This window comes from Aliiroseovarius halocynthiae (genome assembly GCF_007004645.1).
In the GTDB taxonomy this organism is placed as follows: Bacteria; Pseudomonadota; Alphaproteobacteria; order Rhodobacterales; family Rhodobacteraceae; genus Aliiroseovarius; species Aliiroseovarius halocynthiae.
Map to the genome: position 1 here is coordinate 1,035,798 of NZ_ML660019.1, position 26,850 is coordinate 1,062,647.

Below are 26,850 nucleotides of genomic sequence, written 5' to 3' on the forward strand. Positions count from 1 at the left end.
GCATTACAGGCATGTCGGGTTCTTCCGTCAGCAAAGTTGTGGTTTTGATGGGCGGTCCATCGGCCGAGCGCGATGTGTCGCTAAGCTCGGGCGGGGAGTGCGCCAAAGCGCTTGCGGGCGAAGGGTATGACGTCGTGAAGATCGACGCGGGCTCAGACCTGGCCGAGCGTCTGAAGGCCGAAGCCCCGGATGTTGTGTTCAACGCGCTACATGGTCGTTGGGGCGAAGACGGCTGCGTGCAAGGCCTGCTGGAATGGCTGCAAATCCCTTATACGCATTCGGGCGTTTTGGCGTCGTCGCTGGCGATGGACAAAGAACGTGCCAAAGAAACGTTCCGCGCTGCGGGTCTTCCCGTGGTCGCCAGCATTCTAGCCGACAAAGATGAGGTTCAGGCGCAACACGTTATGGACCCGCCTTATGTGGTGAAGCCTTACAACGAAGGCAGCTCGGTTGGGATTTATATCGTCAACGACCGAGCAAATACTCCGCCGAAACTGGCCTCGAATATGCCGGACACGGTGATGGTTGAAACCTATGCCCCCGGGCGCGAGCTGACCACCACCGTGATGGGGGATCGCGCGCTGGGTGTCACCGATATCATCACCGACGGTTGGTATGATTACAACGCAAAGTATGCCGAGGGCGGTTCACGCCACATTATTCCCGCCAAGATACCTGCCGAAATCGAGGCTGCGTGTCTGGACTATGCCCTGCGTGCCCATTCTGCCCTTGGATGTCGCGGTGTCAGCCGTACTGATTTCCGCTGGGATGAAACTCGTGGGCTGGATGGGTTGATCATTCTGGAAACCAACACCCAGCCTGGAATGACGCCAACCTCGCTTGCGCCTGAACAAGGTGCACATCAGGGGATAAGCTTTGGCCAGTTTTGTGCTTGGATGGTGGAGGATGCGTCGTGCAACCGATGAATTCTTCACAACAGGATAAGACCGACGTACAGCGCCGCGACCCTGCGCCTTCGCGTCTTGCCTATAAGGCCCACCGTTTGTGGCTGACCCCGGTGTTTCGCGCGTTCCTGCGCGTCGGGCTTCCGGTCTTTGCCGTCCTGATGGCGACGGGCTGGTACTTGGCCAACCCGACCAACCGCTATGCAATCGGCGAGAAGCTGACCAATGTGAAGCGCTCGGTTCAGGAACGGCCCGAGTTTCTGGTCAAACTGATGGCCGTCGAAGGCGCGACCCCTGTGGTCGACAACGCTGTGCGTCAGATCCTGCCCATCGACTTCCCGATTTCCAGCTTTGATCTGGATCTCGAACGGATGCGCGTCGAGATCATGAAGCTTGATGTGATCGAAGATGCGGATCTGCGCATCCGCCCCGGTGGGGTGCTTGAAGTTGCGTTGACAGAACGCCAGCCCGTCATCCTGTGGCGCCACGGTGGCGTCATTGACATGCTGGATGCAGGGGGACATCGGGTGGCCAGCTTGCTGGACCGGTCGGCCCGGTCGGATCTGCCACTGATCACGGGCGAGGGGGCTGCCGATGCGGTCCCTGAGGCGCGTGCGATCCTCAGTACCGCTGGACCTCTGCGCAGCGAATTGCGTGGGTTGATCCGCGTCGGAGAACGCCGTTGGGACGTTGTTTTGAAAAGCGACCAACGCATTCAGCTTCCTGCTGACAACCCAGTCGCAGCCTTTGAGCAGGTGATCGCATTGCATCAGGCGCAAGACCTGATCGGCCGCGATCTGGTTGTGATTGATATGAGAAACCCCCAGCGTCCCACGTTGCGTCTTGGCGAAACTGCCATGAATGAGCTGCGCCGCATCAATGGGGTCGAGATTGAAGAGGTTTCCCAATGACCGATATTTACAGCCAGCAACGCGCCATGCGGGCCATGCGCGAAGCCGCCATGCAGCGCGGCGTGATTGCCATTCTGGATATTGGCAGTGCCAAGGTCGGATGCTTGATCCTGCGCTTTGACGGACCGGATCAGTTCCGCGACAGCGATGGGGTAGGGTCCTTGGCCGGGCAAAGTGCTTTCCGTGTGATTGGTGCTGCGACGACGCGTTCGCGTGGTGTCCGTTTTGGCGAGATCGATGCCATGGCCGAGACCGAGCGCGCCATTCGCACTGCGGTGCAAGCCGCGCAGAAGATGGCGAACTTGCGTGTGGATCACGTGATTGCCTGTTTCTCGGGCGCGAACCCGCGCAGCTATGGTCTGGACGGCGTGGTCGAACTGGACGGACGCGCCGTGACTGAAGACGATGTAGCGCGTGTTTTGGCTGCTTGCGATATGCCCGACATTGGCGATGGCCGCGAGGTGCTGCACGCACAGCCAGTGAACTTCGCGCTTGATCATCGCTCGGGCCTTGGGGATCCGCGCGGACAGATCGGCAATCGGCTGGCGGTCGATCTGCATGTACTGACCGTTGATTCCGCGGTTATTCAGAACCTGCTTTACTGTATCAAGCGATGCGATCTTGAGGTCGCAGGTCTGGCAAGTTCGGCCTATGTGTCTGGCATTTCAGCGCTGGTCGAGGATGAACAAGAGCTGGGTGCTGCCTGTATTGATTTAGGTGGTGGTTCAACTGGCATCTCTATCTTCATGAAAAAGCACATGATCTTTGCAGACAGCGTGCGTTTGGGCGGAGATCATGTGACGTCGGATATCTCGAAGGGGTTGCAAGTGCCCTTGTCGACAGCGGAGCGGATCAAGACGTTTTACGGAGGCGTCATCGCCACCGGCATGGATGATCGCGAGATGATCGAAATCGGCGGTGACTCTGGCGATTGGGAGCATGATCGCCGCACCGTAAGCCGGGCTGAGCTGATCGGCATCATGCGTCCGCGCGTCGAAGAAATCTTGGAAGAGGTGCGGATGCGCCTTGACGCTGCTGGGTTTGACCACCTTCCCAGCCAATCTATCGTGTTGACCGGAGGGGGCAGCCAGATCCCCGGTTTGGACAGCCTGGCTCCGAAAATTCTGGGGCAGAATGTCCGCAGCGGCCGGCCGCTGCGGGTGCAGGGACTTCCGCAGGCCGCAACCGGGGCGGGGTTTTCCTCTGCTGTGGGGCTGTGCCTGTTTGCGGCGCATCCGCAGGACGAATGGTGGGACTTCGAAGCGCCCGCCGAAACCTATCCGGCGCGCAGTTTTCGACGGGCGTTTAGGTGGTTCAAAGACAATTGGTAGGCAGAGCAGGAAGCCACAATATGCGGTGTATTCGGCGAAATCCTGCTGAAAAACCCATCAATTCCTCAATATTTTGCGTTAAAACGCTCCTTTTGCAGGTGACGCACACTGCAAAATTGGGGTAACATGAAAAAAAAGAGGCAGTCTCCGGCGATTCAGTCGGAATAAGAAACATAGAAGCCGCCTTCGGGGTACATCGAAGCGGCGAGGACCTATACAGGCGGAAAAATCATGACTTTGAACCTTACCATGCCCGGTCAGGAAGAGTTGAAACCTCGTATCACAGTGTTCGGTGTAGGCGGTGCTGGTGGCAACGCTGTCAACAACATGATCGAGAAAGAACTTGAGGGCGTAGAATTTGTCGTAGCTAACACGGATGCGCAGGCTTTGCAGCATTCGCACGCTAAAGATCGTATCCAGATGGGTGTGAAAGTCACCGAAGGTCTGGGCGCGGGCGCGCGGGCAACAGTCGGCGCTGCGGCAGCAGAAGAAAGCATTGAACAGATTGTGGACCACCTGGCGGGCGCACACATGTGCTTTATCACCGCTGGAATGGGTGGGGGAACTGGGACGGGGGCAGCTCCCATCATCGCGCAAGCCGCGCGTGAGCTTGGCGTTCTGACCGTGGGCGTTGTCACCAAACCCTTCCAATTCGAAGGTGCCAAGCGGATGCGTCAGGCTGAAGATGGCGTTGATGCTCTGCAGAAAATGGTCGACACGCTGATCATTATCCCAAACCAGAACTTGTTCCGCCTGGCCAACGAGAAGACGACCTTCACCGAAGCGTTCTCGATGGCAGATGATGTTCTGTATCAAGGCGTTAAGGGTGTCACGGATCTGATGGTTCGCCCAGGTCTTATCAATCTCGACTTTGCGGATGTACGTGCCGTAATGGACGAGATGGGCAAGGCGATGATGGGTACTGGCGAGAGTGAAGGCGAAGATCGCGCGGTTCAAGCTGCCGAGAAGGCCATTGCCAACCCGCTTCTGGACGAAATCAGCCTGCGCGGCGCGAAAGGTGTGTTGATCAACATCACTGGCGGCAGCGATCTGACCCTGTTCGAATTGGACGAAGCAGCCAACCGCATCCGTGAAGAAGTGGACCCGGACGCCAACATCATCGTTGGCTCAACGCTGGATGATGGCCTGGAGGGCGGCATGCGTGTGTCGGTTGTGGCCACTGGAATCGATGCGTCAGAGGTACCGATGGACATCCCGGTTCCGCGCCGTTCGTTGGCACAGCCGCTGCAAGCCCCGATTGAGGTCGAGCAAAAAATTGAAGCCGAAGCCCCTGCCGCTGTGGCTGCTACGGCTGAAGTGGACGAAGTTGTTGCTGAGACCGCTGAACCGACGCTGTTTGGAGAGATGGACAGCACTGCTGGGGTTGCTGAGACTGATATTCAGAGCAGCTTTCCCGCTGAAGCCGCGGGTGGCGATGTTCCTCCGCCTATTTATCAGGCACGCGAAGAGGAAACCGTTGAAGCGACACCCGTCGCCGAGACCCGTTTTGATGACGAACCTGCTGTGGCTCAGTTCGTAGCGCCCAAGGCTCCAGCCCCTGGTACTCCGTCGCCCGAGGCGATGGCGCGTCTGCAGGCAGCTGTTCACAACCAGCCCCGCGTTGGTCAGCCAGAACAGCCGGTTGATTCGATGGAATCATCCGTTCCGCAAGAGAAAGCACGCTTTGGAATCAACTCGCTGATCAACCGGATGACTGGGGCAAGTGCTGCTGATGGCACTGTCCGCTCGCAGCCGCCGGTACATAGCGAGCAACCCGTTCAGCATCAAGCCCCTACGGCTGATCCTGAGCAGGAGAAAGTCGAGATCCCCGCGTTCTTGCGCCGCCAGGCCAACTAAGCCGGGCAAAATCGATCGGAAAGTCAAACCGCTGCGCAGAGATGTGCGGCGGTTTTTCGTTTTTATCCGAGCCGTTCCGCGTGAGTGGAACGGGAGTTTTGATTTCGTTGTGTTTCACCGGCGAAGCTTTGCCGGTAGGGGGGGGGCGGAGAAATCCGGGGACTTCATCACACGATTTTGAAAAAAATATATATTTCAGATTGTTATCCTACTTCTTGTTTTTGGTGCGCAGTTTTTCGCGCACGAACTGGACCATGTTACAAACCGTTACAGAGGTTTGAATTGTGAATGATCTCTTGGGGGCGTACCCACAGTGGTGCCAGTCGAACCTGATTGGAGCGCATCGTTTGGGCACTTGCCTAAAGAATTTGCAACCGCCATTGATTGCCGCCTTGTTGTTTCAAACGGATAGCTGGGCTTTAGGCCGATCGAACAGATTGGATGGCAGCGGATAGCGGTGCGCACGAAGAAATAAGAAGGCGGGACTGTCCAAGGGCAGAGCATCGCGAGCGGATCGAGGCAAAGAAAGAGGCGTCACGTGCAGACAACTGTAGCCAGCACAGTCAGTTTCAATGGCACTGGATTGCATTCCGGTCGTCCGGTTCGCATGAAAGTTCAATCTGCCTCGGCGGAGTATGGCATCTGGTTCAAACGCGTCGACGTCGAGGACCGTGATAACCTGATCGCGGTGCACTGGGCGTCTGGCGTGCCGTCACCTCTGTGTACGGTGATCCGTAATGACGCAGGTGTCGAGGTTCGGACGATCGAACATATTATGGCTGCCCTTGCAGGCTGCGGTATTCACAACGCGCTGATTGAGATTGACGGTCCTGAAGTGCCGATCATGGATGGCAGCTCGGCCCGGTTTGTCGAAGGATTGATTAAGGCAGGGCAACGCAGGTTGGCCGCGCCAGTACGCGTGATCGAAGTGCTTGAGCCTGTGGAATTCCGTGATGGCGATGCTTGGGCGCGGCTTGAACCCGCGGACGGGTTTTACATTGATTTCCACATCTCATTCCCAGATGCCGCGATTGGCACGCAAGAGATGAGTCTGGATATGTCCAACGGCAATTTTGTGCGCGAATTATCAGATTGCCGGACCTTCTGCCGTCAGGCAGATGTCGACGCCATGCACAAGGCCGGGCTGGCACTTGGCGGTACCTATGAGAATGCTGTTGTGGTAGATGGCGACCAAGTTCTGTCCCCCGGCGGTCTGCGTCGGATGGATGAAGCTGTGCGACATAAAATGCTGGACGCATTAGGTGATTTGGCTTTGGCTGGCGCACCCTTGCGCGCACGCTATTCCGGCCATCGTGCGGGGCATGCGATGACAAACAAATTGTTGCGTGCGCTGTTTGACACTCCCGGCGCTTGGCGTTTGGCGGAGTGCAGCGATCAAGATGCGGGCAAACTTCCCGGCGTTGGTGTGTGCACCTCTGACTTTCCCATGACGGCATGATCCGGTATTCGGAATAATTGCATTATCGCGCGTGGTACGCCGCTACCGGCTGGCGAATTTCGGCTTGCCGCCTGATAAACTCTTCTCGAAGATCGAATTTTGACGCGCAAACCATTTTGCACTGAAAAATTCTGTGTTAGGACTTTCTGGAAGATGCCGGAACTATTCTATCGGCCGCAAAAAATTGGGGTTACTCGGGTTATGATCCGCGTGAAATTATGTAAGACCGTCAGCGTTACATTGGTATCTGGTATGGTTCTGGCGGGCTGCAGTGGCGGTTCTGGGAGCTTGGGATTCGGCAGCTTGGGCGGCGGTTCCTCCAATCAGGGCGTTTTGGGAAGCCGCGTCGAAAAGCGTCCAATTGATCAATGGAGCGCCGAAGAGATTTTCAAACGTGGCGAATATGATCTGGAGAGCGGCGATCCTTCGGAAGCAGCCAAGTGGTTTGGTGAAGTCGAGCGTCTGTATCCCTATTCGGAGTGGGCCAAGCGCGCATTGATCATGCAGGCGTTCTCGCACCATAAAGACCGCGAATACGAATTGGCCCGTGCCAGCGCGCAACGCTATATTGACTTCTATCCCGGCGATGAAGATGCCGCCTATGCGCAGTATCTTCTGGCTATCAGCTATTACGATCAGATTGACCTGATTGGGCGCGATCAAGGCCTGACCTATCAGGCGCTTCAGGCGCTGCGCGTGGTGATTGAACGGTATCCCGATACGGAATACGCCAAGTCGGCCATTTTGAAATTTGACCTTGCCTTTGACCACCTCGCTGCGAAAGAGATGGAAATCGGGCGTTACTATCTGAAACGCAAGCATTACACGGCGTCGATCAACCGCTTCCGCGTGGTGGTCGAGCAGTTCCAGACCACCACCCATGTGGCCGAGGCGTTACATCGTCTGGTCGAAGCTTATCTGTCACTTGGGCTGGAAAGCGAAGCCCAAACTGCTGCGGCCATTTTGGGGCATAATTTCAAGTCAACCGAATGGTACCAAGACAGCTATCGTCTGCTGACCAATCGTGGACTGAAGCCGGAAGCCAAAGGTGACAGCTGGTTGCGCAAAGTGCACCGTCAGATGATCAAGGGCGAATGGCTCTGACCGGGTCGGGCCAAACGGCCCGCATGATGGGTCTTGGGCGTATGATGGGCGGGGCATAGGATGCTGCGGTCTCTGGATATTCGGGATATGCTGATCATTGACCGGTTGGAGCTTGAGTTCCAGCCGGGCCTTAACGTGCTGACGGGGGAAACCGGAGCCGGTAAATCCATCTTGCTGGACAGTCTTGGGTTCGTTCTGGGCTGGCGTGGCCGGGCCGATTTAGTGCGCACGGGTGCCGAACAGGGCGAGGTTGTGGCCGTCTTTGATCTGCCCGTTGATCACCCCGCGCATGCGGTGTTGGACGAGGCAGGGATCCCTGCTGACGACGAAGTGGTCCTGCGCCGGGTGAACCGCTCGGATGGGCGCAAGACAGCATGGGTGAATGATCGCCGCGCCAGCGGTGAGGTATTGCGGGCCCTGTCGGATACACTGGTCGAGCTTCATGGCCAGCAGGATGACAAAGGTCTTTTGAACCCACGTGTTCATCGGCAATTGTTGGACGAGTTCGCCGGGCTTTCGGGCAAGGTCGATCAGGTGAAAACCGCCTGGCGATCGGTCGCACAGGCATCAAGTGCCCTTGACGAGGTCCGCCTGCGGATCGAGGCTGCAAAGGCAGAGGAAGAGTTTCTGCGTCATGCGGTCGAAGAGCTGGACGCGTTGGATCCGCAACCCGGCGAGGATGCAGAGTTGGATGCGCGACGTCGGTTGATGCAGGCCTCGGAACGGATCGGGGAAGACATCTCGCGTGCACATCAGGCGCTTGGCGTGGGCGAAGGGGCTGAAGCACGTCTTGGCGATGCGTTGCGGTGGTTGGAAGGTGCAGCCGAACAAGCAGGCGAAACGCTGGACGCCCCTATTGCGGCGCTTGGTCGAGCGATGGATGAACTGGGCGAGGCCGTCTCGGGCGTGGAAAGCGCGATGGACAGCCTGTCGTTTAACCCCCACGAGCTGGAGCAGGTCGAGGAACGCCTGTTTGCCATTCGTGCAATGGCCCGAAAACACATGACCACGCCGGACGAGCTGGGTGTGTTCGCTGAAGACCTGCGAAGTCGGTTGGCGGCATTGGATGCGGGCGCGGACGAAATCGCCGGATGCGAGACGGCTTTGGCTGATGCGCGTGCGCACTATGACACGGCGGCGCAAGCGCTATCCAACGCACGGCGTGAAGCTGCCGCGCGTCTGGATCAGGCCATGGGGGCTGAGTTGGCGCCGCTGAAGATGGAACGCGCTGTTTTCACAACGGATATTACAAATTCAGATCCCGGCCCGGATGGCATCGATGCCGTAACCTTTACCGTCGCCACAAACCCCGGCGCGCCGTCTGGACCGTTGAACAAGATTGCCTCGGGTGGCGAACTCAGCCGGTTCCTGCTTGCCCTGAAAGTTTGCCTGACACGTGATGCGGCAGGCCTGACCATGATCTTTGATGAGATTGATCGCGGCGTCGGTGGTGCGACTGCGGATGCGGTCGGGCGCCGGTTGGCCGACCTGGCGGCAGCCGGGCAGGTGTTGGTCGTGACTCACAGCCCGCAAGTGGCGGCCCTTGGTGGGCATCATTGGCGCGTCAGCAAAGCCGTGACGGATGGTGTTACCCTGTCAACTGTATCACCCTTATCCTCAGATCAGCGCGTGGATGAAATCGCGCGCATGATCTCGGGGGATACAATCTCGGATGCGGCGAAGGCCGCCGCGAAAGAGCTGCTGGCAGGTTAGGTGCCCTGCGGTACCAGTTTGCCGGGGTTCAGGATATTGCGCGGATCCAGTGCGGATTTGATATCCCCCATAACAGCCCAGCCATCGCCGTGTTCTTCTGCCATCAAGTGCAGTTTCCCCATGCCGATACCATGTTCGCCAGTAATCGTGCCGCCAAGCGCCAATGCACGGCGGCTCATTCGTTCGGCAAGATCCTTGGCAACCGCCAGTTCCTCTGGGCTTTCGGGATCTATTAGCAAGATGGCGTGAAAATTCCCATCTCCGACATGTCCCAGAATGGGACCGGGCAGGATTGAGGCTTCGATGTCATCACGCGTTTCCTCAACCGCGTCCGCCAGTTTCGAGATCGGGACACAAATGTCGGTGACAAGTGCATGTGCGCCAGGCCGCAGACTTTGCACGGCATAAAAGGCGTGATGTCTGATCTTCCACAGGGCATTGCGATCTTCGGTCTTCGTTGCGTGTTCATATCCAGTTGCGCCGAAGTCCTGGCTTATTTCATCAAAAAGCGTGTTCGCTTCTGAAACCGCAACGGGGCTTCCGTGGAATTCCACCAACAGATGCGGGCATTCTGCCATTTCTGTGCCTGCATATTGATTGAAAGCGCGGGCGGTGGCGTCATCCACGAACTCGATCCGTGCGATGGACAGCCCCATCTGGATCACCTGCTGCACAGCCCCCACCGCCGAGGCCATGTCAGGGAACGCGCAGATTCCTGCGCGGATTTCTTCGGGCTGACCATGCAGACGTAGCGTGAGCTCGGTAATGATGCCCAGCGTACCCTCAGAGCCAAGGAATAAGGCGGTCAGATCATACCCGGACGACGATTTGGGCGCCTGCGATCCGGTGCGGATCACCCGCCCATCTGCCAGTACCACTGTTAGCCCCAACACGTTTTGCCGCATTGAACCATAGCGTACCGTTGTGGTGCCCGACGCACGGGTGGCAGCCATCCCCCCCAGCGTGGCATTCGCACCCGGATCAACCGGGAAGAACACACCAACTGCGCGCAATTCATGGTTAAGCTCTTCACGTGTCAGGCCTGCTTCAACCCGTGCAATCATATCCCCTGGATCATGGGACAACACGCGGTTCATCCGGGCCATGTCCAAGCAAACACCGCCTTTCGTGGCGCTTGTATGCCCCTCAAGTGAAGTGCCAGCCCCAAACGGGATCACGGGAATGCCAGCTTGATTGCAGATCCGCAGGATTCGGCTAATTTCGCTTGTATCCTTGGGCCAGACCACAATATCGGGTGGCGCAGGGGCGAAATGTGTCTCGGACCCGCCATGTTGATCCAGAACGGGCTTGGACCGGCTGATCCGATCGCCTAGAAATGACGAAAGCTCGGTAAACGCGGTGTCGATGGCCATCCCATCCCTCCCTGAGAAACCGGAACAACTTATGGTAAATGACGGGCCTTGGGAAGGGTTCTACACACGCAGCGCAATGATAAAACAGATAAAATTGATAATGGTTGAGCGCATGCAAAATCTGACTGCAAACATGCGCAATGCGTGGCACCTATTGGTCGAAAAAGGGCCAAGCCAAATACAGTTCTGGCTGATTGCCCTTATCATCGGTGTTGCGTCGGGTACGGCCGCCTTAGGGTTCCGTAAGGGGATCGAGATTTTACAGGCATCGCTTTATGGGACCGATGATCTGACCCGGTTGCACAGCTTTGCGGAAACCCTGCCATGGTACTGGATTTTGCTGCTGCCAACAGTAGGTGGTTTGATTGTAGGGGTGATCTTGAACTGGTTTACCCATGACGGGCGTGTGCGCTCGGTCGCGGATGTGATTGAAGGCGCAGCCCTGTGGGAAGGCCGCGTGGAAAAACGCGCAGGGCTGGGGTCTGCGCTGGCGTCATTGGTGACTCTGTCCACGGGCGGATCCTCTGGTCGCGAAGGGCCGGTTGTCCACCTGGCCGCCGTGATCTCGACCTGGATTTCCGTGCGCATCAATGCAAGTGGTATCACCGGACGCGACCTTTTGGGGTGCGCAGTCGCGGGCGCAGTTTCGGCCAGCTTTAACGCGCCGATTGCCGGAGCGCTCTTCGCGCTCGAGGTTGTATTGCGCCACTTTGCTGTCCACGCCTTTGCTCCGATTGCCATTGCCGCCGTGTCGGGCACTGTGATCAATCGGCTGGAATACGGCGGCGTAACGGAGTTTATATTGCCCGAAGAAGGCTCTCTTGCCTTCTATATCGAACTGCCCGCATTCCTGATTCTTGGTCTCATTTCGGGAATGGTCGCAGTGATCCTCATGCGCTCGATTTTCTGGGCCGAGGATCTGGGAAACGCTGTTCAGCACCGCTTACGTCTGCCGCGGATTCTCCGCCCAGCCCTGTCTGGTTTCTTGCTGGGGGGCATCGCAATCTATTTTCCGCACATCATCGGGGTTGGGTATGAAACGACGTCGGCTGCGCTGACTGGTCAAATGACGGCAGGCGTCGCGATCTTATTCGTCGCAGTAAAGGTCGCGGCCGTTGCGATTACCATGGCCGGCCGGATGGGCGGAGGTGTGTTTTCACCTGCGCTAATGGTAGGGGCTTTGACAGGGCTGGCCTTCGGCATCATCGCCACGGCGATATTCCCGGATGTCTCTGGGTCGGAAACGCTTTATGCACTCGCTGGGATGGGGGCGGTGGCCGCGGCAGTCCTTGGCGCTCCGATTTCTACCACGTTGATTGTGTTCGAGTTGACAGGAGATTGGCAAACCGGGATCGCCGTCATGTCTGCGGTTTCGCTGTCAACGGCCCTGTCCAGCCAGCTGGTCGATCGCAGCTTCTTCCTGACCCAGCTGGAACGGCGCAACATCCATTTGGCGGCGGGGCCACAAGCCTATTTGCTGTCGACCGTGCGCGTCGCGCAGGTGATGCGTGATCTCGAACACACGCGCGCTGCCGGGGAAGAGCATTGTTGGGAACTGATCGAGGCAGGCGTTTATGTCGATGGAAACACAACGCTGGATGTCGTGATGCCCCTCTTCGAAGCGACCGGCGAACGCTATATCCCGGTCGTTACGCTTGGCGGCGAAGGCGACCCGCCCGAGCTGTGGGGCGCGGTCTTCCACGTAGATGCATTGAAAGCGTTCAACCGCGCGCTATCGGAAACAGCGGCCGAAGAACATTCGTAGCGTCTCTTTTTTCTTGTCCAAAATATCCCGGGGTGAATGCCGCAGGCAGAGGGGCAGCGCCCCTCCAGGCTCACAACGTGAGCCACCAAATGCGTTTATCCCAAGGCGCGTGACAATGCGCAAAAGGCTTCGACATCGATCTCTTCGGCCCGTGATGTGGGCTTGATTCCAACCGATGTCAGTACGTCCTCGATCTCGGGATGCATTCCCTTCAGTGACGCGCGAAGCATCTTGCGGCGCTGTCCAAAGGCTTTCGCCACGACAGCTTGTAATTTACGCGCATCTGCCTCGAAGCGGGGGGCGGGCAGGGCGTCCAGATGCACCACGGATGAATGGATTTTGGGCGGAGGTGTGAAAGCCTCGGGTGGCAGTTCCATCACTATACGTGGCGTGGTGCGCCACTGGGCCAGAACAGCCAATCGACCATATTTTTTCGATCCCGGCTGCGCGACAATGCGTTCCGCCACTTCCTTTTGGAACATCAGTGTCAGGCTGGACCACGCGGGCGGCCAGCTGGGTGGAGTCAACCAACGGACCAGAAGTTCGGTCCCAACATTATAAGGCAGGTTTGCCACGATGCGGATGGGCGGGGTCAGATGCTCAAGCGGATCCAACTCCAGCGCATCCGCGTTCACGACCTCAAGCCGTCCTGGGTAAGCGTCCGAGATCTCTGCCAGTGGCGCCATGGCACGGCTGTCTTTTTCCACGGCCAACACCTTGCGCGCACCTTCCACCAGAAGTCCGCGGGTCAACCCACCGGGGCCGGGGCCAACCTCTAACACGTCACATCCCGTTAGATCCCCCGCCTGACGCGCGATTTTGGCGGTCAGGTTCAAATCCAGAAGGAAGTTCTGACCCAGTGACTTCTTGGCCACCAGTCCATGGGTGTTGATCACCTCGCGCAAGGGGGGCAGGCCGTCAATCTGGCTCATGAATTGTCCTCGTTTCGGCGCGCAAGGCCCAACTGATGGGCCATGCGCAGCGCATTGATCAGCGATGTTGCGTCTGCTTTTCCGCTGCCTGCGATGTCATACGCTGTGCCATGATCTGGCGAGGTGCGCACGAAAGGCAGGCCAAGCGTTACGTTGACACCGCCCGCGAAATCAATTGTCTTGATCGGGATCAGCGCTTGATCGTGATACATGCATACCGCAGCGTCATATCCTGCACGTGCGCTGGCGTGAAACATGGTGTCGGCTGGCAGTGGGCCAAGCAGATCCAACCCCTCGGTACGCAGATCGTCCAGCAGAGGCGTGATCATATCAATCTCGTCCATCCCCATTGTGCCGCCTTCGCCCGCATGGGGGTTTAGGCCAGCAACCGCAATGCGGGGCGTTGCATGGCCAAAATCACGGATCAGCGCGGCGTGGGTGGTACGGATCACTTGGGTCAGTTTTTCACGGGTCAGTTGCGTGGGCACGTCCGACAGAGCGATATGGATCGTTGCAGGCACAACACGCAGCTCGTCACATGCCAGCATCATGACGACGTCTGCATCCCCAGCGAGATGCGACAGGTATTCTGTATGGCCCGGAAAGGGAAACCCGGCACCGTCCTTAAGGGCCTTCTTGTTGATCGGGTTGGTGCACACGGCCAAAGCCTGCCCCTGTTGGGTCAGCTCGACCGCGCGGGCAATCACGTCGATCACCGGTTGGGCATGTTCAGGTTGCGCCTCTCCGGGCACACGGGGCGAAGCGAAATTATGGGGCAACACAGGAAGCGTTGTTGCACCCAACGCATCGGACGGGCGTTCAATGGGCGTAAACGCCACGCTGCCGGGCAGGTGACTGGGATCTCCGATCAGAAAGAACGGAACGTCACCCTGCAATGCTCCAAAGGCCTTGGTAGCGATTTCTGGTCCAATGCCTGCAGGTTCGCCCATGGTCAAAGCCACCGGCGGAACAGGACCAGACGCACCGTGATGCAAGGTCATTGGCCGCGATAGTCTTCGATAAATGCCGCCGCCCGCAGTTCTTCTAAATAGGCGGTCGAGTAGGCTTGCAGCCGTTGGTTCTGCAGGCGCACACGCAATTGATCTCGGCTGACCTCTTCCGGCAGATCGCGGCTGCGCGAACATAGCATCAGGAAGACCAAGTTTTGCCCGTTTTCGGTCGTAAGCGCGGTCGAAACTTCACCTTCGTCAAGCTGAGCCAATTCAACAGCATAGCGCGTAGGCAGTTCGCCAATCGGAAGAGATTGATGCCGGATCTGTGCCTCGGTCGAGCCGGGGAATAGGCCGAAAAGATCATTGCAACCGTCTGCCTTCGCGCGAAGCTCAGCGGCTTGCGCAAGCGCCTCGGCGCTACGACCGCCGGGGATCATCAAAGCGGAATAAGTGACCGTTACGTCTGCAGGAATTGGGCGATCGAGTTCTTCAATGGCACGCAGCTGAAATACTGCGACACCGTTTTTCACGGGAACCGGTTCAGTGACGTGCCCCGGTGCGAGCGCCACAACCTGCGCCACAATGGCGGGCGGAAGATCCGCAGCATCGATCCAGTTCATCCGCCCCGAAACCTTACGCGAGGGGGCAACCGATACGCTACGCGCCGCAGTGGCGAAAGCGCCCAGAGTCGTAATCTTAGACAGTTCCGAGGCCCGGAGGTTTGCTGACTGGAGCTCTTCCGGATTCCGCGCAGGCAAGATGATTTCGGATAGCAATACACGGACGTTCTGCCCAGGCGCTGTCAGCGAAAGCTGGCGGTCAATCTCGTCATCCGTAATATTCACACGTCCACGCCACCGTGCACGTACAACGCCACGCCAAGCCAAGCCATGCGATACGAAATCGCGGAAGGTTTCTGGCGCGACACCTGACTGGGCGATGATGTTGTTAAATGCCTCAACCTCCAGATTGAAGCGCCCGGTGAATTCGGACATCCCGGCCAGAACTTCCTCGGCAGTGACCGACACGCCGGCCGTATCCGCCGCTTGCTGCTGCAGCGCTTCGTCAGTTAGCTGTTCTATCGCCAATTCGCGCAGGTTTCCGGGTGCGCGCAGCACGGTTAGGAATGCAACTCTCTGTTCCAACTCGTAGGCAGTGATCACCCGATCATTGACCTTTTTCACTGGGGCAAACAAATTTTGAGCGTGCACCGGGGAAGCCCCCAATCCAAGCAGCGATACCAAGCCCAATACCACGCCTGAGGCGGCGCTGGTCCATGCGGAAGCTGTCGATTTACGCGGAGCGCTTTGCTTGTTCAGTTGGCGAAAAGATCCCATTGGTGTTGTCCTGTCTCGCATAATGCTCGTATCTTCAGGCCTTGCATGGTCGCGTCTGGAGCGCCTTACTTAGCCGTTACACTTATTCACGGTGGCCCCGCGGCCGCTTCCAAATCCGATAAGATCGAATTGCAGACCAAAATCAGTTGTTGGCCTCACATTAGTAGAGGTTGTGAAGCGACGCGAGAGGGAAAGATCAACCGAAAGGCATTCATTTCGGTATCCGACCCCCAAACGTGCGCGAGTGGCCTGTTTTGCGTCGACATCAAAGCTTCCGTCGGCGGAAACTGTCCAGAAGTCGCCAACCTTCCACCGGCTGTCCACACGCAATTCGTGGGTTGGTTTCAACCTGTTTTCGTCCGGATCGTCAATAACCCAGATATGTGCAGCACCCAATTGAAAATCTTCGGTCAGCCACGCGGCGCGGGTCTCCGATTTGGTCAGGCCAAAGTCATCGCCCAGAAGTGCACGCCCCTGGACCGAAAACCGCCCACCGAGATTAACAGCTGCCCCGAGCAGCCAGTCAGATTGGGTGCCGCCAAGGCCGGACGCCTTGGTGAACTGACCAAGGTCCAGATCGTGATACACGCGTCCCACGGCCAGCGTGTAGCCCCAGCCCGAAAGTGTACTGCGTGTCCAGTTCAGACCAACGGCTGCCCGTGTTCCTTGTTCGCGCCGGTCGCTTCCAGGGAACCGATTTAGGTCAAAAAGATTCCCCTGGTCGAACTCGACGAAACGGCTGTCTTCATTGGGAACATCTGCTCCGACTTGCTCAGACCATGCCAACGAGACAACCGGTTCCAAGACATCAACCGCACCGTTTCTGGTGACGCGTGACAAGGGCCAGCGTAGCGTCACACCCGCAGATGGTGTCGCAAAGCTTTGCTGCCTTTGATAGGTACTGTCCTGCTCGATCCAATAGATGTCGGCATCAATCGCTGCATGCGTTTCGAGCACCAGCCCACCAAAGCCAATCCAGTCGCGTCGCCAGTTCAGCCCGGCGCTCATACGTGCCACGTCTCGACCGAGTATGTCTTCTTCACTTTCCCGGAAATGTGCCTGCCAAGACAGGTTAGTGCGCAGTTCGCCTCCGATCCCCCAACTGGGGAAAACGCGGCGCTCGTAGAATGCGTCAATCTGGCCAAACGCCAGCTCTTCCGACGTGTTCAGCTCGGATGCGCGCAGCGTTTCGTACCGGGTAACCCCGGCAAAGGCGAACTCATCACGACGTGCGCGCATCACTGCAATAGCATTGCGTAACCGGTCTTGGTCAGAATAGCCATAGTCCAGCAGGTAACTTGGGTCCGAGACCTCTTGCAACTGAAAGGACAAGGTGAAGTCGTTCGGCAGATCAAATGTGCCTTCACCAAAGACGTAGAAACGTGTTGTGTCTTGTCGGATGCTGTCGCGGCTGATTGCGCCATTAAACAGTATTTCGCCTTTGCGGAAGGCTTGACGATAGCGCAGCTCAAGCGTGCGGGATTTGTCTGCGAAATACGGCGAGACTGTTAGGTCCGCGTGATTACCAAGCTTGATGAAGTATGGAACTGCAAGGCCAAAGCCTAGCGTGGTATTTGTGCGGATTCTAGGCGGCAAAAAACCAGTTGCGCGGGTTTGTGTTGGGTCTGGTAGGCGTAAGCGCGGCAGATAGAAGATCGGCACGTCGGCCACGCGAAGCTGTGCACCATGGAAATAAAGCTGTCGGGCCTCTTCGTCATGAACCACACGTTCAGCCCGGATTTGCCACAGAGGAACCGGGTTTTTCAGGCAGACATGACAGGATGAGGCTGTAACGCGCGAAAGCTGGGTGTAGCGATCTTCAACGCGGTTGATCTGGGCCGCCGCGATCTGCAACTGTTGGTCTAAAACCAAGCGCGCGCTGGACAGAATGCCGTTGCGCAGATCGGAAGATAGTTGGGCGGCTTCTGCCACCAACAATGTGCCATTTGGGCGCGTGATGGTGATCGGTCCGGAAATGGTTAGCTTGCTGCCGGACTTGTCATAGGTCACCCGAGAGGCTGTTAGGCGTGTGCCATCAAACAGGACTACCACATTGCCTTCCGCCACTAAGCCGCTATTGCCCATTACGCGCACGTGATCTGCAATCAGATTTGCGGTCTGTGCTAATGCAGTTTGTGCGCAAAGCGTCGCTGCACTGGCAGATACAGCTAAAAGAGTCAGCGCCAACCGACCTGCGCGCAGACGTTGTGCCAAGCCCATCATCCATCCTCCAGATGAAGTAGAATTCCTAGCGGTAAAAGGATGGCTGCTATGGGAGGCGCCCAGGCTGCCAGAATGATCGGGATTTGCCCATTCTCTCCGAGAATTTGAGCAAAATTTCGTATGAAATAGATGCCAAATCCCATCATCAGGGCATACAGGACCATGACCCCGGTGCGTCCAAACCGCGTATGGCGCATCGTGAAACCTGCACCAATCAATACCATCGCAACCAGAAACACCGGCATCGCAAGCTCCATATGCAGCCAAACACGATGCGATCTGGCTGAGAAACCGGCGGCTTCTAGTTGACGAATAAAGGCGGGCAGGTCCCAGATCGGGATGGTGCTTGGCTTCCCAAAGCTGTCGAGGATCTGCTCCAAGGTCAGGTTCGAGGCTAGTGTGAACATGGGATATTCAATGGCAGTCATTTCAGGGTTTTTTTCACTGATCAGATCCCAAACCTTTGCGCCACGAATGGCCCAGTAACCGGGTTCCAGTTTGGCACTGTCGGCTTCGATGCGCAGGGTTGGCGGACCTTCGGGCGAGAAGGAAAAGAAAGTGACTTCGAATAGCTCGGTTCCCTCCAGATTGGCTCGGTCCGCACGGATCACTGTCTGTCCCGATGCGATTCCCTGACGTAGCCACACACCGTCAGATGCAATCGACAGAACCGATGCACCGCGCCCTTCATACTGGGCCGAGATACGTTCATACTTCTTGGTTGTGCCTGCGGCGATTGGATTTCCAATGGCAACAGCCAGAATGCCAAACAACAGCACAGTTAGCACCGGAGAGATCAGGGTCATCAAAGCCGAGCGACCGGCTGCTCGCGTCACCACCATTTCCGAACTGCGTGACAGGCTGAGGAACATCCAGACCGTGGATAAAATCACAATCAAGGGCAGAATGCGATACATCCAGACAGGCGCGTTCAGCAGTGTTAATCCAAGCACATTCATGAATCCAACAGATGCTGCATCGAATCTTCGCATGCCTTCAACCATGTCCAGCAGGACAAAGATCATAGCCAGCACGATGAGCATGCTGAAAAACGCGCGCAGAAAGCGGCGCGCGATATAGAGATGCAACCTCATGCACGAGCCTCGGAGAGTTGGCGGTCGCGTTCGCGCTGGGTGCGGCGACGGCGGCGTAAATCAGAAAATGACGGGCGCGTAGCCAGGTAAAGAACGATCACGTTGAACACGACACCTATTAGAGTGGCAACGTAGACTAGCCATACGCGGCCCTCGGTTCGGCGGGCCGTATCGAGCATCGTGTTGTCCACGGATTGTAGTGTGGCTACCACGGCCAGCGCGATTACCACCTGTCGCCACAGCCCGAAGCGACTAAAACCTGCGACGATCAGCATCGAAAAACCGGACATCGCTGTAACTACGGAGTAAAGAGCCTGAGCGTTACGGAAATGCCCTTCTGCGCGCAGTGCTGCACGCGTCTGCCCGGTTTCTTCCAGCGTGGCGACCGGCGGATCAAGCAATTCGGGCGTGTAAATTTGAGCAATATAGCGCGCGCCTTGCTGGCCTGCGGTCAACAGGGTTGCAATGTTATAGGTGAAATCTTCAAATCCTGTTGTGGTCAGTCGCTGGCTTGCTGTGTTGATTACCTGCGCCAATCCATCAAACATCACGAGGCGCGGACCGAACTCGGTTTTCACAATCAGCGCGCGACGGGCGGTATAAGTGTAGTGCTGTTCTTCGTCCCGTTCATCAGACAAGAATATGTCAAACAGCTCACCTGCTGGGCTGATCTCGCGGATATAAAGCGTGATTCCGTGCGCGGGATGGACAAAGCTGCCCTCGGTCAAAAAACGCGCGGTGACGTTCTCAGCGATCTCAGCCTGACGTTCAGCAAATCGCAATTGGCTCATCGGGACAAGGATATGGGTGAGTAATAGCATGAACAGCGCCGTAAGCAGACCAAAAACAAGTACCGGTCGGGCCAGTCGAAAGGGGCCATAGCCCGCCGCCTGCGCTACGACCAATTCGCTTTCCGAATTCAGTCGATTGGTGACGGACACCGCTGATGCAAAAGACGCAATCGGGGTGATGAACACGATTACGCCGGGCAGGATCATCGCTGAAAATTCAAGGAAAACCAGCGCCGTTTGACCGTTGGCGATTAGCTGGTCAAACAGCTGAACTGCCCGGTTCACCCAAAAGAGCAACACAAGGACAAGCCCGTAAAAGCCGAACAGCACCACAAGCTGCGACAGCATATACCGGTCGAATCTAGCCACGTTCCCCCCTGAGAACTCAATATCTTGTGGTTTGGTTTCTAAACCATCCGACGGGCGGGGAAAACTGCTATCTGGTCAAACCCGCGACAGGGGGCTACCAATGGCAGAAACCTGCCAGACAAAGGACCTGTCATGACCGCTCCGATCCTTCCAAGTTTTACCGAAATCGACCTAGAATCGATTGGCACCCATACGGGCCGCGTTGCCGTGGTTCTGTCCGAACCCGGCAAGCTGCATCCGGCCGCGCGGCGTGTAAACAAGCTGATGCGTGGGGCGTTGGTGCGCTTCACCGAAAGCGATGCATTCTCGAAAATGAAGGATGGCGAGGCGCAGGATCTGGCCTGGCCCGTAGGGATGGAGGCCGAAGCCGTTCAAGTTGTCCGCCTGTCACCGCGCGCCGACGAGAATACCGCGCGTAAAGCGGGGGGTAAGATCGGTAAGTCTCTGCTAGGCAAGGATGTTCTGGTGCTGGCAGGGCCGTTGAAGTCGCCCGACGAACTGGCACTTGGCGCAAGTCTGCGAGCCTATGCGTTTGACGATCATCAAACCAATGACGATGCGCCCGAAGGGGGCAGCCTGAAGATCATGGTGTCGAAACCCGAAAACTTCTCGGGCGCAACTGACTCCGTCAAGGCGCTGGTTGAAGGTGTCTTCTTCAGCCGCGATCTTGTGAACGAGCCGGCCAATGTGCTGACCACCAGCGAATTCGCGGCGCGTCTTGAGGCGCTGAAGGATTTGGGCGTAACCGTCAAAGTGCTGGATGAACCCGAGCTTGAGGCACTTGGTATGCGTGCTCTTTTGGGTGTGGGGCAGGGTTCGGAAAGCCCGTCGAAAGTGGTCATCATGGAATGGCTTAAAGGCGAGGCGGGCGAAGCGCCGCTGGCGTTGGTAGGCAAAGGGGTTGTGTTCGACACCGGCGGGATCAGCTTGAAGCCCGGTGCAGGCATGGAAGATATGACCATGGATATGGGCGGTGCGGGCACCGTTTCGGGTGTCATGAAAACGCTCGCGCTGCGCGGGGCCAAGGCCAATGTGGTCGGGCTGGTCGGGCTGGTTGAAAACATGCCGGACGGTCGCGCACAACGTCCCGGTGACATCGTGACCTCTATGAAGGGCACGACGATCGAGGTGATCAACACTGACGCCGAGGGTCGCTTGGTTCTGTGCGACGTGATGTGGCATGCGCAAGAGGAATATAAACCCGCCGCGATGGTGGATCTGGCCACGCTGACCGGCGCGATCATTATCGGCTTGGGCCATGAAAACACGGGCGTTTTCTCGAATGATGATGCGTTCTGCAACAACTTCCTGAACGCGGCTTCCGCAGAAGGTGAAGGCGCGTGGCGGATGCCGATGGGACCGGGCTATGACAAGCTGATCAAGTCGCACAAGGCGGATATCAAAAACGTCGGCGGGCGTGCCGCTGGTTCGGTTACGGCCGCCCAGTTCCTTGGCCGTTTCGTAAAAGAAGATCAGCCTTGGATCCACTTGGACATCGCGGGGACCGCCCAACTGTCCAGCGAAAGCCCGCTTGCGCCCAAAGGGGCGACGGGCTGGGGTGTGCTGGCGCTGAACCGTCTGGTGAAAGACCAGTTCGAAGGCTAGGCACATGACGGATACAGCGGAAACCGGAATGAAAGAGGGAAAGGACGACGCGTCGCAAGGCGAAGTCTTCTTTTACCATCTGACCCGGTCTCCGCTGGAAGCCGCACTGCCCATGCTGCTTGAGCGAAGCCTTCAGGCCGGATGGCGTGTGTGTGTTCGTGGGCCGAATGCAGCGCGGTTGAACTGGCTAGATGAACGGCTGTGGCTGTTCCCTGAAGACAGTTTTTTGCCGCATGGGCAGGCGGGTGGCCCACAAGACGCCCTTCAACCTATCTTATTGACCAACGCGACGGATAATCCCAATGACGCCGAGGCGCTGATGGTCATTGATGGGGCCGAGATTTCTGCGGAAGACATGCGCGGCCATACCCGTGTATTTGTTGTCTTTGATGGCAATGACCCCGACGCGGTTGCGCATGCGCGGACCCAGTGGATGGCCGCCAAAACCGCGGGCGTTACTGCAAAATACTGGAGCCAGGAAAGCGGACGTTGGGAAATGAAGGCCAGCACCGCGCCTGAAGATGCCTGATCCTGTGCGTCGCTTGGCCCAGATACCAAAAACGTGGAACTGGCGCGCGTTAGTTGCGCGTCAGGATCAACTTGTTACGGTTGATCTCGATCTTTTCGAAACGTTGAAGATAGTCATTACCCAGAAGCGAGCGCGGCATCTCGCCTTCGTTTACCCAGACCTCGACTCCGTAATCATGCACGCCCATAAGCTGGACATTTGCGATGCGGGCCGGGGCTGTACGGACCTCTCCGTTTGCGCTCATCGCGCGGCCATAGAAGCGTAGGGCGTTCATTTCCACCCCGACGCGGGCGGCGTCTTCTTTGGTCAAAACGATGTTGCTGGCCCCGGTATCGACAATGAAATCAACAGGTTGCCCGTTCATCTTCAAAGTCGCGTAGAAATGACCATCAAGGGCACGCGGCAATACGATCTGGCCGGTATCTTGTACAAGGCTTTGCCGCGGAGAGATGTCGTCGCGGATATCGTTCCAAAGCCCGACGCCTGCTAAAACACCAATGAAGATCAGCGCCCAAATCAGTGCATAGCGCAAATTCTGCCCAAGATTGGCGCGGCTCTCGGCCACGAAATACCCCCCCACTGCCGTCAAAAGCAGGGCAAGATAAGCAAGTCTGGCGATATCGTCTCCGGTCATGGTTTCGATATAGGCACACTGGCGCGCAATGTCACCGGGTCAGCGTGACGCGTCAGAACCTAAATCACCCCATCAGCCCGAAATCGCGCAAGCCTTCCAGCACAAACTGAACCGCCAGCGCGGCCAGCAGCATGCCCAGAAGCCGGGTCACCACTTTGATACCAGTTTCGCGCAATAGGCGCTCAAGAAGGGGGGCTGCGTTGAACAGAACAAAGGCAATGATCAGTACAAGGGACATGACGACCAGCGCCAATCCGACGCCCGCCAAACCGTCCCCTTGGCCCGCCAGCAAGATCACCGTGGCAATGGACCCCGGTCCCGCGATCAAGGGCATGGCCAACGGGAAAACGGAAGGGTCGTCATCGCTTTCTGTCTCTTCCGACTGGTCCTTACGGCGCTGCGTGCGCCGTTCAAATAACATGTCCAAAGCCGTTAGCAGCAGCAAGATCCCACCAGCGATGCGGAAGGCCGGCATCGAAATGCCAAGGAAATTCAACACCCCTTCACCAAGGAAGGCAAAGAGTGTCAGAAGTACGCCCGCAATGATGCAGGCGCGTATCGCGACGGCACGGCGTTTGGCTGCACTCATCCCCTGGGTCAGCGCCATGAACAGGGGCGAAATCCCGATCGGGTCCATCACGACAAACAGGGTCACAAAGGACGGGACGAATAGATCAAGATCCATGCCTAAGCCTCTGCCTTTTCAAGTTTATCTTGCGCGGACATCCAAAGATCCTCGGCCTTGTCCATAGCCTCCATCACTTCGGCATATTTCTTTTGCCAGACCCCCAGATCACCGGCACGCCCATCTTCATACAGCTCGGGATTGGCAAGTTTCGTGGCCAGCTTGTCGCGCATTTCTTCGATCTTCGCCATGCGGGCTTCGCATTTGCGCACCTCGGCGCGCAGGGCCAACACCTGATCACGGCTTGGGCGTTTTGGTTTGGGCTTTGTGGCCGCTTTCTTGTCTGTCTTCTTGGCCGTATCGGGCGCCAACAGCAACTTACGATAGGCCTGCAGGTCTTCCTCATACGGAGCGACATGGCCGTCCTTCACAAGCCACAGGCGATCTGCGACCATCGACAACAAATGCATGTCGTGGCTGACCAGAATAACCGCACCGCTGTAAGCGGTCAGCGCTTCGACCAGCGCTTCGCGGCTCTCAATGTCTAAGTGGTTGGTCGGTTCATCGAGGATCAACAGATGCGGGGCGGGCAGAGTGGCCAACAACAGCGACAGACGCGCCTTTTGGCCGCCGGACAGGCGCCCAACTTCTGTGTCCGCCTGATCCGGCCCCAGACCGAACCCCGCCAAACGTGCGCGAAGCTTGGCTTGCCCTTCCGACGCACGCTCGCGCATCAAGTGTTGCAGGGGTGTTTCGTCGACATACAGCTCGTCGACCTGATGCTGCGCAAAGAACCCGATACGCAACTTGCTTGAGGACACCATTTTGCCGTCCATCAGATCCAGCCGACCCGACAACAATTTGGAGAGCGTGGATTTCCCTTCGCCATTGCGCCCCAAAAGAGCGATGCGGTCGTCTTGGTCAATGCGCAGGTTCAGATTGCGCAGAACGACAGTTTCGCCATAGCCCACAGCTGCCTTTTCCGTGGCGATGATGGGGGGCGACAGCTCTTCTGGTTTGGGGAAGGTGAAGACGGTGCGCGCGGCATCTTCGGGCGCACGGATGGTTTCCATCCGCTCCAACGCTTTTACGCGCGATTGCGCCTGTTTCGCCTTTGATGCTTTGGCTTTGAAGCGATCCACAAAAGCTTGCAAATGCGCCCGTTGCGCATCTTGTTTCTTGGCCGCAGATGCCTGCAAAGCACGCTTTTGGGCGCGCTGCTTGGCGAACATGTCATAGGTGCCAGTGTAATAAATCAGCCCCTTGTCTTCGAGGTGCAGAATACCCCCGACCGAGCGGTTCAAAAGCTCGCGGTCGTGCGAAACGATCAATACAGTGTGGGGATATTTGACCAGATAGGCCTCAAGCCACAATGCGCCTTCCAAATCCAGATAGTTGGTCGGTTCGTCCAGCAGCAGAAGGTCAGGTTCGGAAAACAGCACCGCCGCCAACGCCACGCGCATCCGCCAGCCGCCCGAAAAGGCCGAACAGGGCATTTGCTGCTCTTCATGCGTAAACCCAAGACCTTTCAGGATTGACGCGGCCCGCGCCTCGGCCGACCACGCGTCGATATCAGACAATCTCGTTTGGACTTCGGCGATCCGGGTCGGGTCTGTGGCGGTCTCGGCCTCGGCCATCAAAGCTTCGCGTTCCGTGTCCGCGCGCAAGACCGTGTCGATCAGTGACACTTCGTTGCCCGGCACTTCTTGGCTGACACCGCCGATCTTCCAGCCTTTGGGCAGTGAAACCGTGCCCGTGTCCAACACCATCTCGCCGCGGATGACCTTGAACAGCGTCGTTTTGCCCGAGCCATTGCGCCCCACAAGGCCCACTTTGTGACCTGCCGGAATGGTCACGCTCGCGTTTTCGACCAAGGTGCGACCAGAGATGGAATATGTGATGTCTGAGATTTTAAGCATGACCCCATGTGCCTGACATGCGCCAGCCCGTCAATCGCCGCTTTTCAAAATGCTGATCCCATGCTACGGGGGCGCAAATCACACGCGCATCGGGGCAGGGGTCTTGGTGCCACAAACGCAAAGAGGACCATCATGGCCATTCAACGCACATTCTCGATCATCAAACCCGACGCAACCAAGCGCAACCTGACCGGCCAAATCGCCGCCAAGTTCGAAGAAGCAGGCCTGCGCATCGTCGCGTCCAAGCGCATTCAACTGACTCTGGCACAAGCCCAGAAGTTCTATGGCGTCCACTCTGAGCGTCCGTTCTTTGGCGAACTGTGTGAGTTCATGATCTCCGAGCCGATCGTTGTTCAGGTTCTGGAAGGTGAAGACGCCATCGCGAAAAACCGCGAAGTTATGGGCGCAACCAACCCGGCTGAAGCTGCCGAAGGCACCATCCGTAAAGAGTTCGCCCTGTCGATCGGCGAAAACTCGGTCCACGGTTCGGACGCCCCGGAAACCGCAGCAGAAGAAATCGCATTCTTCTTCTCGGGTCTGGAACTGGTTGGCTAAGCCGATTTATCAGATTGTCGAAAGGCCGCGCGGGGTAACTCGGGCGGCTTTTTCATATCTTGGGTCCGAAACTATCCCGGGGTGAGGCCGCAGGCCGAGGGGCCGCGCCCCTCAGGCTCACGATGTGAGCCACCGAAAGCTATGAGGATTGGCGAATGCCAATCTCGTCCAGAATGGCTTTCATCTTGTCTTCGGGGGGCTTGTTGGTTGCGGCTTCGGCCTTCAACGCATCAAACCGCGCACGCAGGGCGTCTTTTTCTTTGCCTTTGCAGTCATTCCACGGACGGCCCTGCAAGCCCATGACCATGGCGTAGTAGGCGATGAAATGCGCGCGCGAGCCGGTGGCCAGAAGGCGGCGATAGGCCTCGTCCGGGCCAAGGGTGCGCAGCTCTTCGGCGGTATGGATGCCTGCGCGGGCATAGACCGCGTCGGAGGCTTCGCCAAGATTTCGAATGGATGATACAGGGTCGCTCATGCGCCGAGGTTAATCGGAACAATAAAATTCTTAAACCCGTCTCAAGCCCAAATCTTAAATGCTGGCCCAATCGGTAAATAGAACCGTCGGCTCTTTCGGCTCGTCCGTGCGGGTGCGATCCCGCTTGGGCGGTGCCTTGACATGCACGTAACGCGTGCCGCCAGACGGTGGTTTATGCTTTTCTTCGGTCTTTTCCCCAGCCATATCCTTGCTCCATTACTCATCCAAAACGCGTCAAAATAGACGCAAAAATTCCCCACAGGAGCCTTTCGGCTTTCTCATATTAACATATTGTTGCGCAATATTCGTAAAAAATTGAACACAAATTGTTTCCAAAGTGGAAAGGTGTGGCGTCGCGGCGACAACGGGTGCAGCACGGAATTCCTTTGAG

23 protein-coding genes are annotated in these 26,850 nt (G+C 57.4%); 11 read left to right on the forward strand and 12 right to left on the reverse strand.

Annotated elements, in window-relative coordinates; all coding sequences use genetic code 11:
- Positions 1-11 precede the first annotated feature (11 nt).
- The 7 genes from FIL88_RS05185 to recN all read left to right on the forward strand — a co-directional run bounded on the left by FIL88_RS05185 (position 12) and on the right by recN (position 9,280).
- Positions 12-926, forward strand: a complete 915-nt coding sequence (locus tag FIL88_RS05185; RefSeq protein ID WP_142852724.1) for a D-alanine--D-alanine ligase — start codon at positions 12-14, stop codon at positions 924-926.
- Positions 923-1,816 carry a cell division protein FtsQ/DivIB gene (locus FIL88_RS05190; protein ID WP_142853454.1) on the forward strand — a complete coding sequence of 298 codons (894 nt, stop codon included), beginning with the start codon at positions 923-925 and terminating at the stop codon, positions 1,814-1,816. Before FIL88_RS05185 ends, FIL88_RS05190 begins: the two co-directional genes overlap by 4 nt.
- Complete coding sequence (gene ftsA / locus FIL88_RS05195; protein ID WP_142852725.1) at positions 1,813-3,147, forward strand: cell division protein FtsA; 1,335 nt, start codon at positions 1,813-1,815, stop codon at positions 3,145-3,147. The genes FIL88_RS05190 and ftsA overlap by 4 nt, the downstream gene beginning before the upstream one ends.
- Positions 3,148-3,378: 231 nt before the next feature.
- Complete coding sequence (ftsZ, locus tag FIL88_RS05200) at positions 3,379-5,004, forward strand: cell division protein FtsZ (protein WP_142852726.1); 1,626 nt, start codon at positions 3,379-3,381, stop codon at positions 5,002-5,004.
- Positions 5,005-5,542: 538 nt separating this feature from the next.
- A complete protein-coding gene (gene lpxC, locus FIL88_RS05205; protein WP_142852727.1) occupies positions 5,543-6,463 on the forward strand; it encodes a UDP-3-O-acyl-N-acetylglucosamine deacetylase in 921 nt (306 codons plus the stop codon).
- Positions 6,464-6,664: 201 nt separating this feature from the next.
- Positions 6,665-7,567 (forward strand): outer membrane protein assembly factor BamD, encoded by a 903-nt coding sequence (locus FIL88_RS05210; protein WP_142852728.1) that lies wholly within the window; start codon positions 6,665-6,667, stop codon positions 7,565-7,567.
- A gap of 60 nt (positions 7,568-7,627) precedes the next feature.
- Positions 7,628-9,280, forward strand: a complete 1,653-nt coding sequence (gene recN, locus FIL88_RS05215; protein WP_142852729.1) for a DNA repair protein RecN — start codon at positions 7,628-7,630, stop codon at positions 9,278-9,280.
- Here the strand turns inward: recN and FIL88_RS05220 are convergent.
- On the reverse strand, positions 9,277-10,653 hold the full coding sequence (locus FIL88_RS05220) for an FAD-binding oxidoreductase (RefSeq protein WP_142852730.1): 1,377 nt from the start codon (positions 10,651-10,653) through the stop codon (positions 9,277-9,279). The genes recN and FIL88_RS05220 overlap by 4 nt on opposite strands.
- A 112-nt stretch (positions 10,654-10,765) precedes the next feature.
- On the opposite strand from FIL88_RS05220, the gene FIL88_RS05225 reads away from it, so the two are divergent.
- Positions 10,766-12,418, forward strand: coding sequence for a chloride channel protein (locus tag FIL88_RS05225; RefSeq protein WP_246066611.1), 1,653 nt, complete (start codon positions 10,766-10,768; stop codon positions 12,416-12,418).
- A 95-nt stretch (positions 12,419-12,513) separates the two neighbouring features.
- Here FIL88_RS05225 and rsmA read toward each other — a convergent pair whose 3' ends face one another.
- The 6 genes from rsmA to FIL88_RS05255 form a co-directional block, all read right to left on the reverse strand.
- Positions 12,514-13,350: a 16S rRNA (adenine(1518)-N(6)/adenine(1519)-N(6))-dimethyltransferase RsmA gene (rsmA, locus tag FIL88_RS05230; protein WP_142852732.1), complete on the reverse strand. Its 837-nt coding sequence runs from the start codon at positions 13,348-13,350 to the stop codon at positions 12,514-12,516.
- On the reverse strand, positions 13,347-14,351 hold the full coding sequence (pdxA, locus tag FIL88_RS05235; protein ID WP_142852733.1) for a 4-hydroxythreonine-4-phosphate dehydrogenase PdxA: 1,005 nt from the start codon (positions 14,349-14,351) through the stop codon (positions 13,347-13,349). The genes rsmA and pdxA overlap by 4 nt, the downstream gene beginning before the upstream one ends.
- Complete coding sequence (locus FIL88_RS05240) at positions 14,348-15,640, reverse strand: peptidylprolyl isomerase (RefSeq protein WP_185960843.1); 1,293 nt, start codon at positions 15,638-15,640, stop codon at positions 14,348-14,350. Before FIL88_RS05240 ends, pdxA begins: the two co-directional genes overlap by 4 nt.
- 69 nt (positions 15,641-15,709) lie before the next feature.
- Complete coding sequence (locus FIL88_RS05245) at positions 15,710-17,854, reverse strand: LPS-assembly protein LptD (RefSeq protein WP_221931123.1); 2,145 nt, start codon at positions 17,852-17,854, stop codon at positions 15,710-15,712.
- Positions 17,855-17,859: 5 nt separating this feature from the next.
- Complete coding sequence (gene lptG, locus FIL88_RS05250; protein ID WP_142852736.1) at positions 17,860-18,957, reverse strand: LPS export ABC transporter permease LptG; 1,098 nt, start codon at positions 18,955-18,957, stop codon at positions 17,860-17,862.
- Positions 18,954-20,117 (reverse strand): LptF/LptG family permease, encoded by a 1,164-nt coding sequence (locus FIL88_RS05255; RefSeq protein ID WP_246066612.1) that lies wholly within the window; start codon positions 20,115-20,117, stop codon positions 18,954-18,956. Before FIL88_RS05255 ends, lptG begins: the two co-directional genes overlap by 4 nt.
- A 132-nt stretch (positions 20,118-20,249) precedes the next feature.
- On the opposite strand from FIL88_RS05255, the gene FIL88_RS05260 reads away from it, so the two are divergent.
- Complete coding sequence (locus tag FIL88_RS05260) at positions 20,250-21,722, forward strand: leucyl aminopeptidase (RefSeq protein WP_142852737.1); 1,473 nt, start codon at positions 20,250-20,252, stop codon at positions 21,720-21,722.
- Between the two features lie 4 nt (positions 21,723-21,726).
- The gene (locus FIL88_RS05265) at positions 21,727-22,251 is read left to right on the forward strand and encodes a DNA polymerase III subunit chi (RefSeq protein WP_246066613.1); all 525 of its coding nucleotides are present in this window, start codon (positions 21,727-21,729) and stop codon (positions 22,249-22,251) included.
- Positions 22,252-22,300: 49 nt separating this feature from the next.
- Here the strand turns inward: FIL88_RS05265 and FIL88_RS05270 are convergent, their stop codons facing one another.
- The 3 genes from FIL88_RS05270 to FIL88_RS05280 all read right to left on the reverse strand — a co-directional run bounded on the left by FIL88_RS05270 (position 22,301) and on the right by FIL88_RS05280 (position 25,429).
- Complete coding sequence (locus FIL88_RS05270) at positions 22,301-22,885, reverse strand: retropepsin-like aspartic protease family protein (RefSeq protein ID WP_142852738.1); 585 nt, start codon at positions 22,883-22,885, stop codon at positions 22,301-22,303.
- 64 nt (positions 22,886-22,949) lie between these two features.
- Positions 22,950-23,570: a MarC family protein gene (locus FIL88_RS05275; RefSeq protein ID WP_142852739.1), complete on the reverse strand. Its 621-nt coding sequence runs from the start codon at positions 23,568-23,570 to the stop codon at positions 22,950-22,952.
- A 2-nt stretch (positions 23,571-23,572) separates the two neighbouring features.
- Complete coding sequence (locus FIL88_RS05280; RefSeq protein ID WP_142852740.1) at positions 23,573-25,429, reverse strand: ABC-F family ATP-binding cassette domain-containing protein; 1,857 nt, start codon at positions 25,427-25,429, stop codon at positions 23,573-23,575.
- Between the two features lie 132 nt (positions 25,430-25,561).
- On the opposite strand from FIL88_RS05280, the gene ndk reads away from it, so the two are divergent.
- Positions 25,562-25,984, forward strand: coding sequence for a nucleoside-diphosphate kinase (gene ndk, locus FIL88_RS05285; protein ID WP_142852741.1), 423 nt, complete (start codon positions 25,562-25,564; stop codon positions 25,982-25,984).
- A gap of 139 nt (positions 25,985-26,123) precedes the next feature.
- Here the strand turns inward: ndk and FIL88_RS05290 are convergent, their stop codons facing one another.
- Both FIL88_RS05290 and FIL88_RS16630 read right to left on the reverse strand, forming a co-directional pair.
- Positions 26,124-26,459, reverse strand: a complete 336-nt coding sequence (locus FIL88_RS05290) for a TfoX/Sxy family DNA transformation protein (protein WP_142852742.1) — start codon at positions 26,457-26,459, stop codon at positions 26,124-26,126.
- A gap of 54 nt (positions 26,460-26,513) precedes the next feature.
- A complete protein-coding gene (locus tag FIL88_RS16630) occupies positions 26,514-26,663 on the reverse strand; it encodes a hypothetical protein (RefSeq protein ID WP_185960845.1) in 150 nt (49 codons plus the stop codon).
- Between the last annotated feature and the right edge of the window lie 187 nt (positions 26,664-26,850).

Excerpts from the sequence above, each read along its gene's own strand:
- FIL88_RS05275 (WP_142852739.1), bottom strand. The coding sequence starts at position 23,570 with ATGGATCTTGATCTATTCGTCCCGTCCTTTGTGACCCTGTTTGTCGTG.
- FIL88_RS05185 (WP_142852724.1), top strand. The coding sequence starts at position 12 with ATGTCGGGTTCTTCCGTCAGCAAAGTTGTGGTTTTGATGGGCGGTCCA.
- FIL88_RS05210 (WP_142852728.1), top strand. The coding sequence starts at position 6,665 with ATGATCCGCGTGAAATTATGTAAGACCGTCAGCGTTACATTGGTATCT.
- ftsA (WP_142852725.1), top strand. The coding sequence starts at position 1,813 with ATGACCGATATTTACAGCCAGCAACGCGCCATGCGGGCCATGCGCGAA.
- FIL88_RS16630 (WP_185960845.1), bottom strand. The coding sequence starts at position 26,663 with ATGGCTGGGGAAAAGACCGAAGAAAAGCATAAACCACCGTCTGGCGGC.
- ndk (WP_142852741.1), top strand. The coding sequence starts at position 25,562 with ATGGCCATTCAACGCACATTCTCGATCATCAAACCCGACGCAACCAAG.
- FIL88_RS05190 (WP_142853454.1), top strand. The coding sequence starts at position 923 with ATGAATTCTTCACAACAGGATAAGACCGACGTACAGCGCCGCGACCCT.
- FIL88_RS05265 (WP_246066613.1), top strand. The coding sequence starts at position 21,727 with ATGACGGATACAGCGGAAACCGGAATGAAAGAGGGAAAGGACGACGCG.
- FIL88_RS05280 (WP_142852740.1), bottom strand. The coding sequence starts at position 25,429 with ATGCTTAAAATCTCAGACATCACATATTCCATCTCTGGTCGCACCTTG.
- lptG (WP_142852736.1), bottom strand. The coding sequence starts at position 18,957 with ATGAGGTTGCATCTCTATATCGCGCGCCGCTTTCTGCGCGCGTTTTTC.
- FIL88_RS05240 (WP_185960843.1), bottom strand. The coding sequence starts at position 15,640 with ATGGGATCTTTTCGCCAACTGAACAAGCAAAGCGCTCCGCGTAAATCG.
- ftsZ (WP_142852726.1), top strand. The coding sequence starts at position 3,379 with ATGACTTTGAACCTTACCATGCCCGGTCAGGAAGAGTTGAAACCTCGT.
- pdxA (WP_142852733.1), bottom strand. The coding sequence starts at position 14,351 with ATGACCTTGCATCACGGTGCGTCTGGTCCTGTTCCGCCGGTGGCTTTG.
- FIL88_RS05220 (WP_142852730.1), bottom strand. The coding sequence starts at position 10,653 with ATGGCCATCGACACCGCGTTTACCGAGCTTTCGTCATTTCTAGGCGAT.
- FIL88_RS05260 (WP_142852737.1), top strand. The coding sequence starts at position 20,250 with ATGACCGCTCCGATCCTTCCAAGTTTTACCGAAATCGACCTAGAATCG.
- FIL88_RS05225 (WP_246066611.1), top strand. The coding sequence starts at position 10,766 with ATGCAAAATCTGACTGCAAACATGCGCAATGCGTGGCACCTATTGGTC.
- FIL88_RS05270 (WP_142852738.1), bottom strand. The coding sequence starts at position 22,885 with ATGACCGGAGACGATATCGCCAGACTTGCTTATCTTGCCCTGCTTTTG.
- rsmA (WP_142852732.1), bottom strand. The coding sequence starts at position 13,350 with ATGAGCCAGATTGACGGCCTGCCCCCCTTGCGCGAGGTGATCAACACC.
- FIL88_RS05290 (WP_142852742.1), bottom strand. The coding sequence starts at position 26,459 with ATGAGCGACCCTGTATCATCCATTCGAAATCTTGGCGAAGCCTCCGAC.
- recN (WP_142852729.1), top strand. The coding sequence starts at position 7,628 with ATGCTGCGGTCTCTGGATATTCGGGATATGCTGATCATTGACCGGTTG.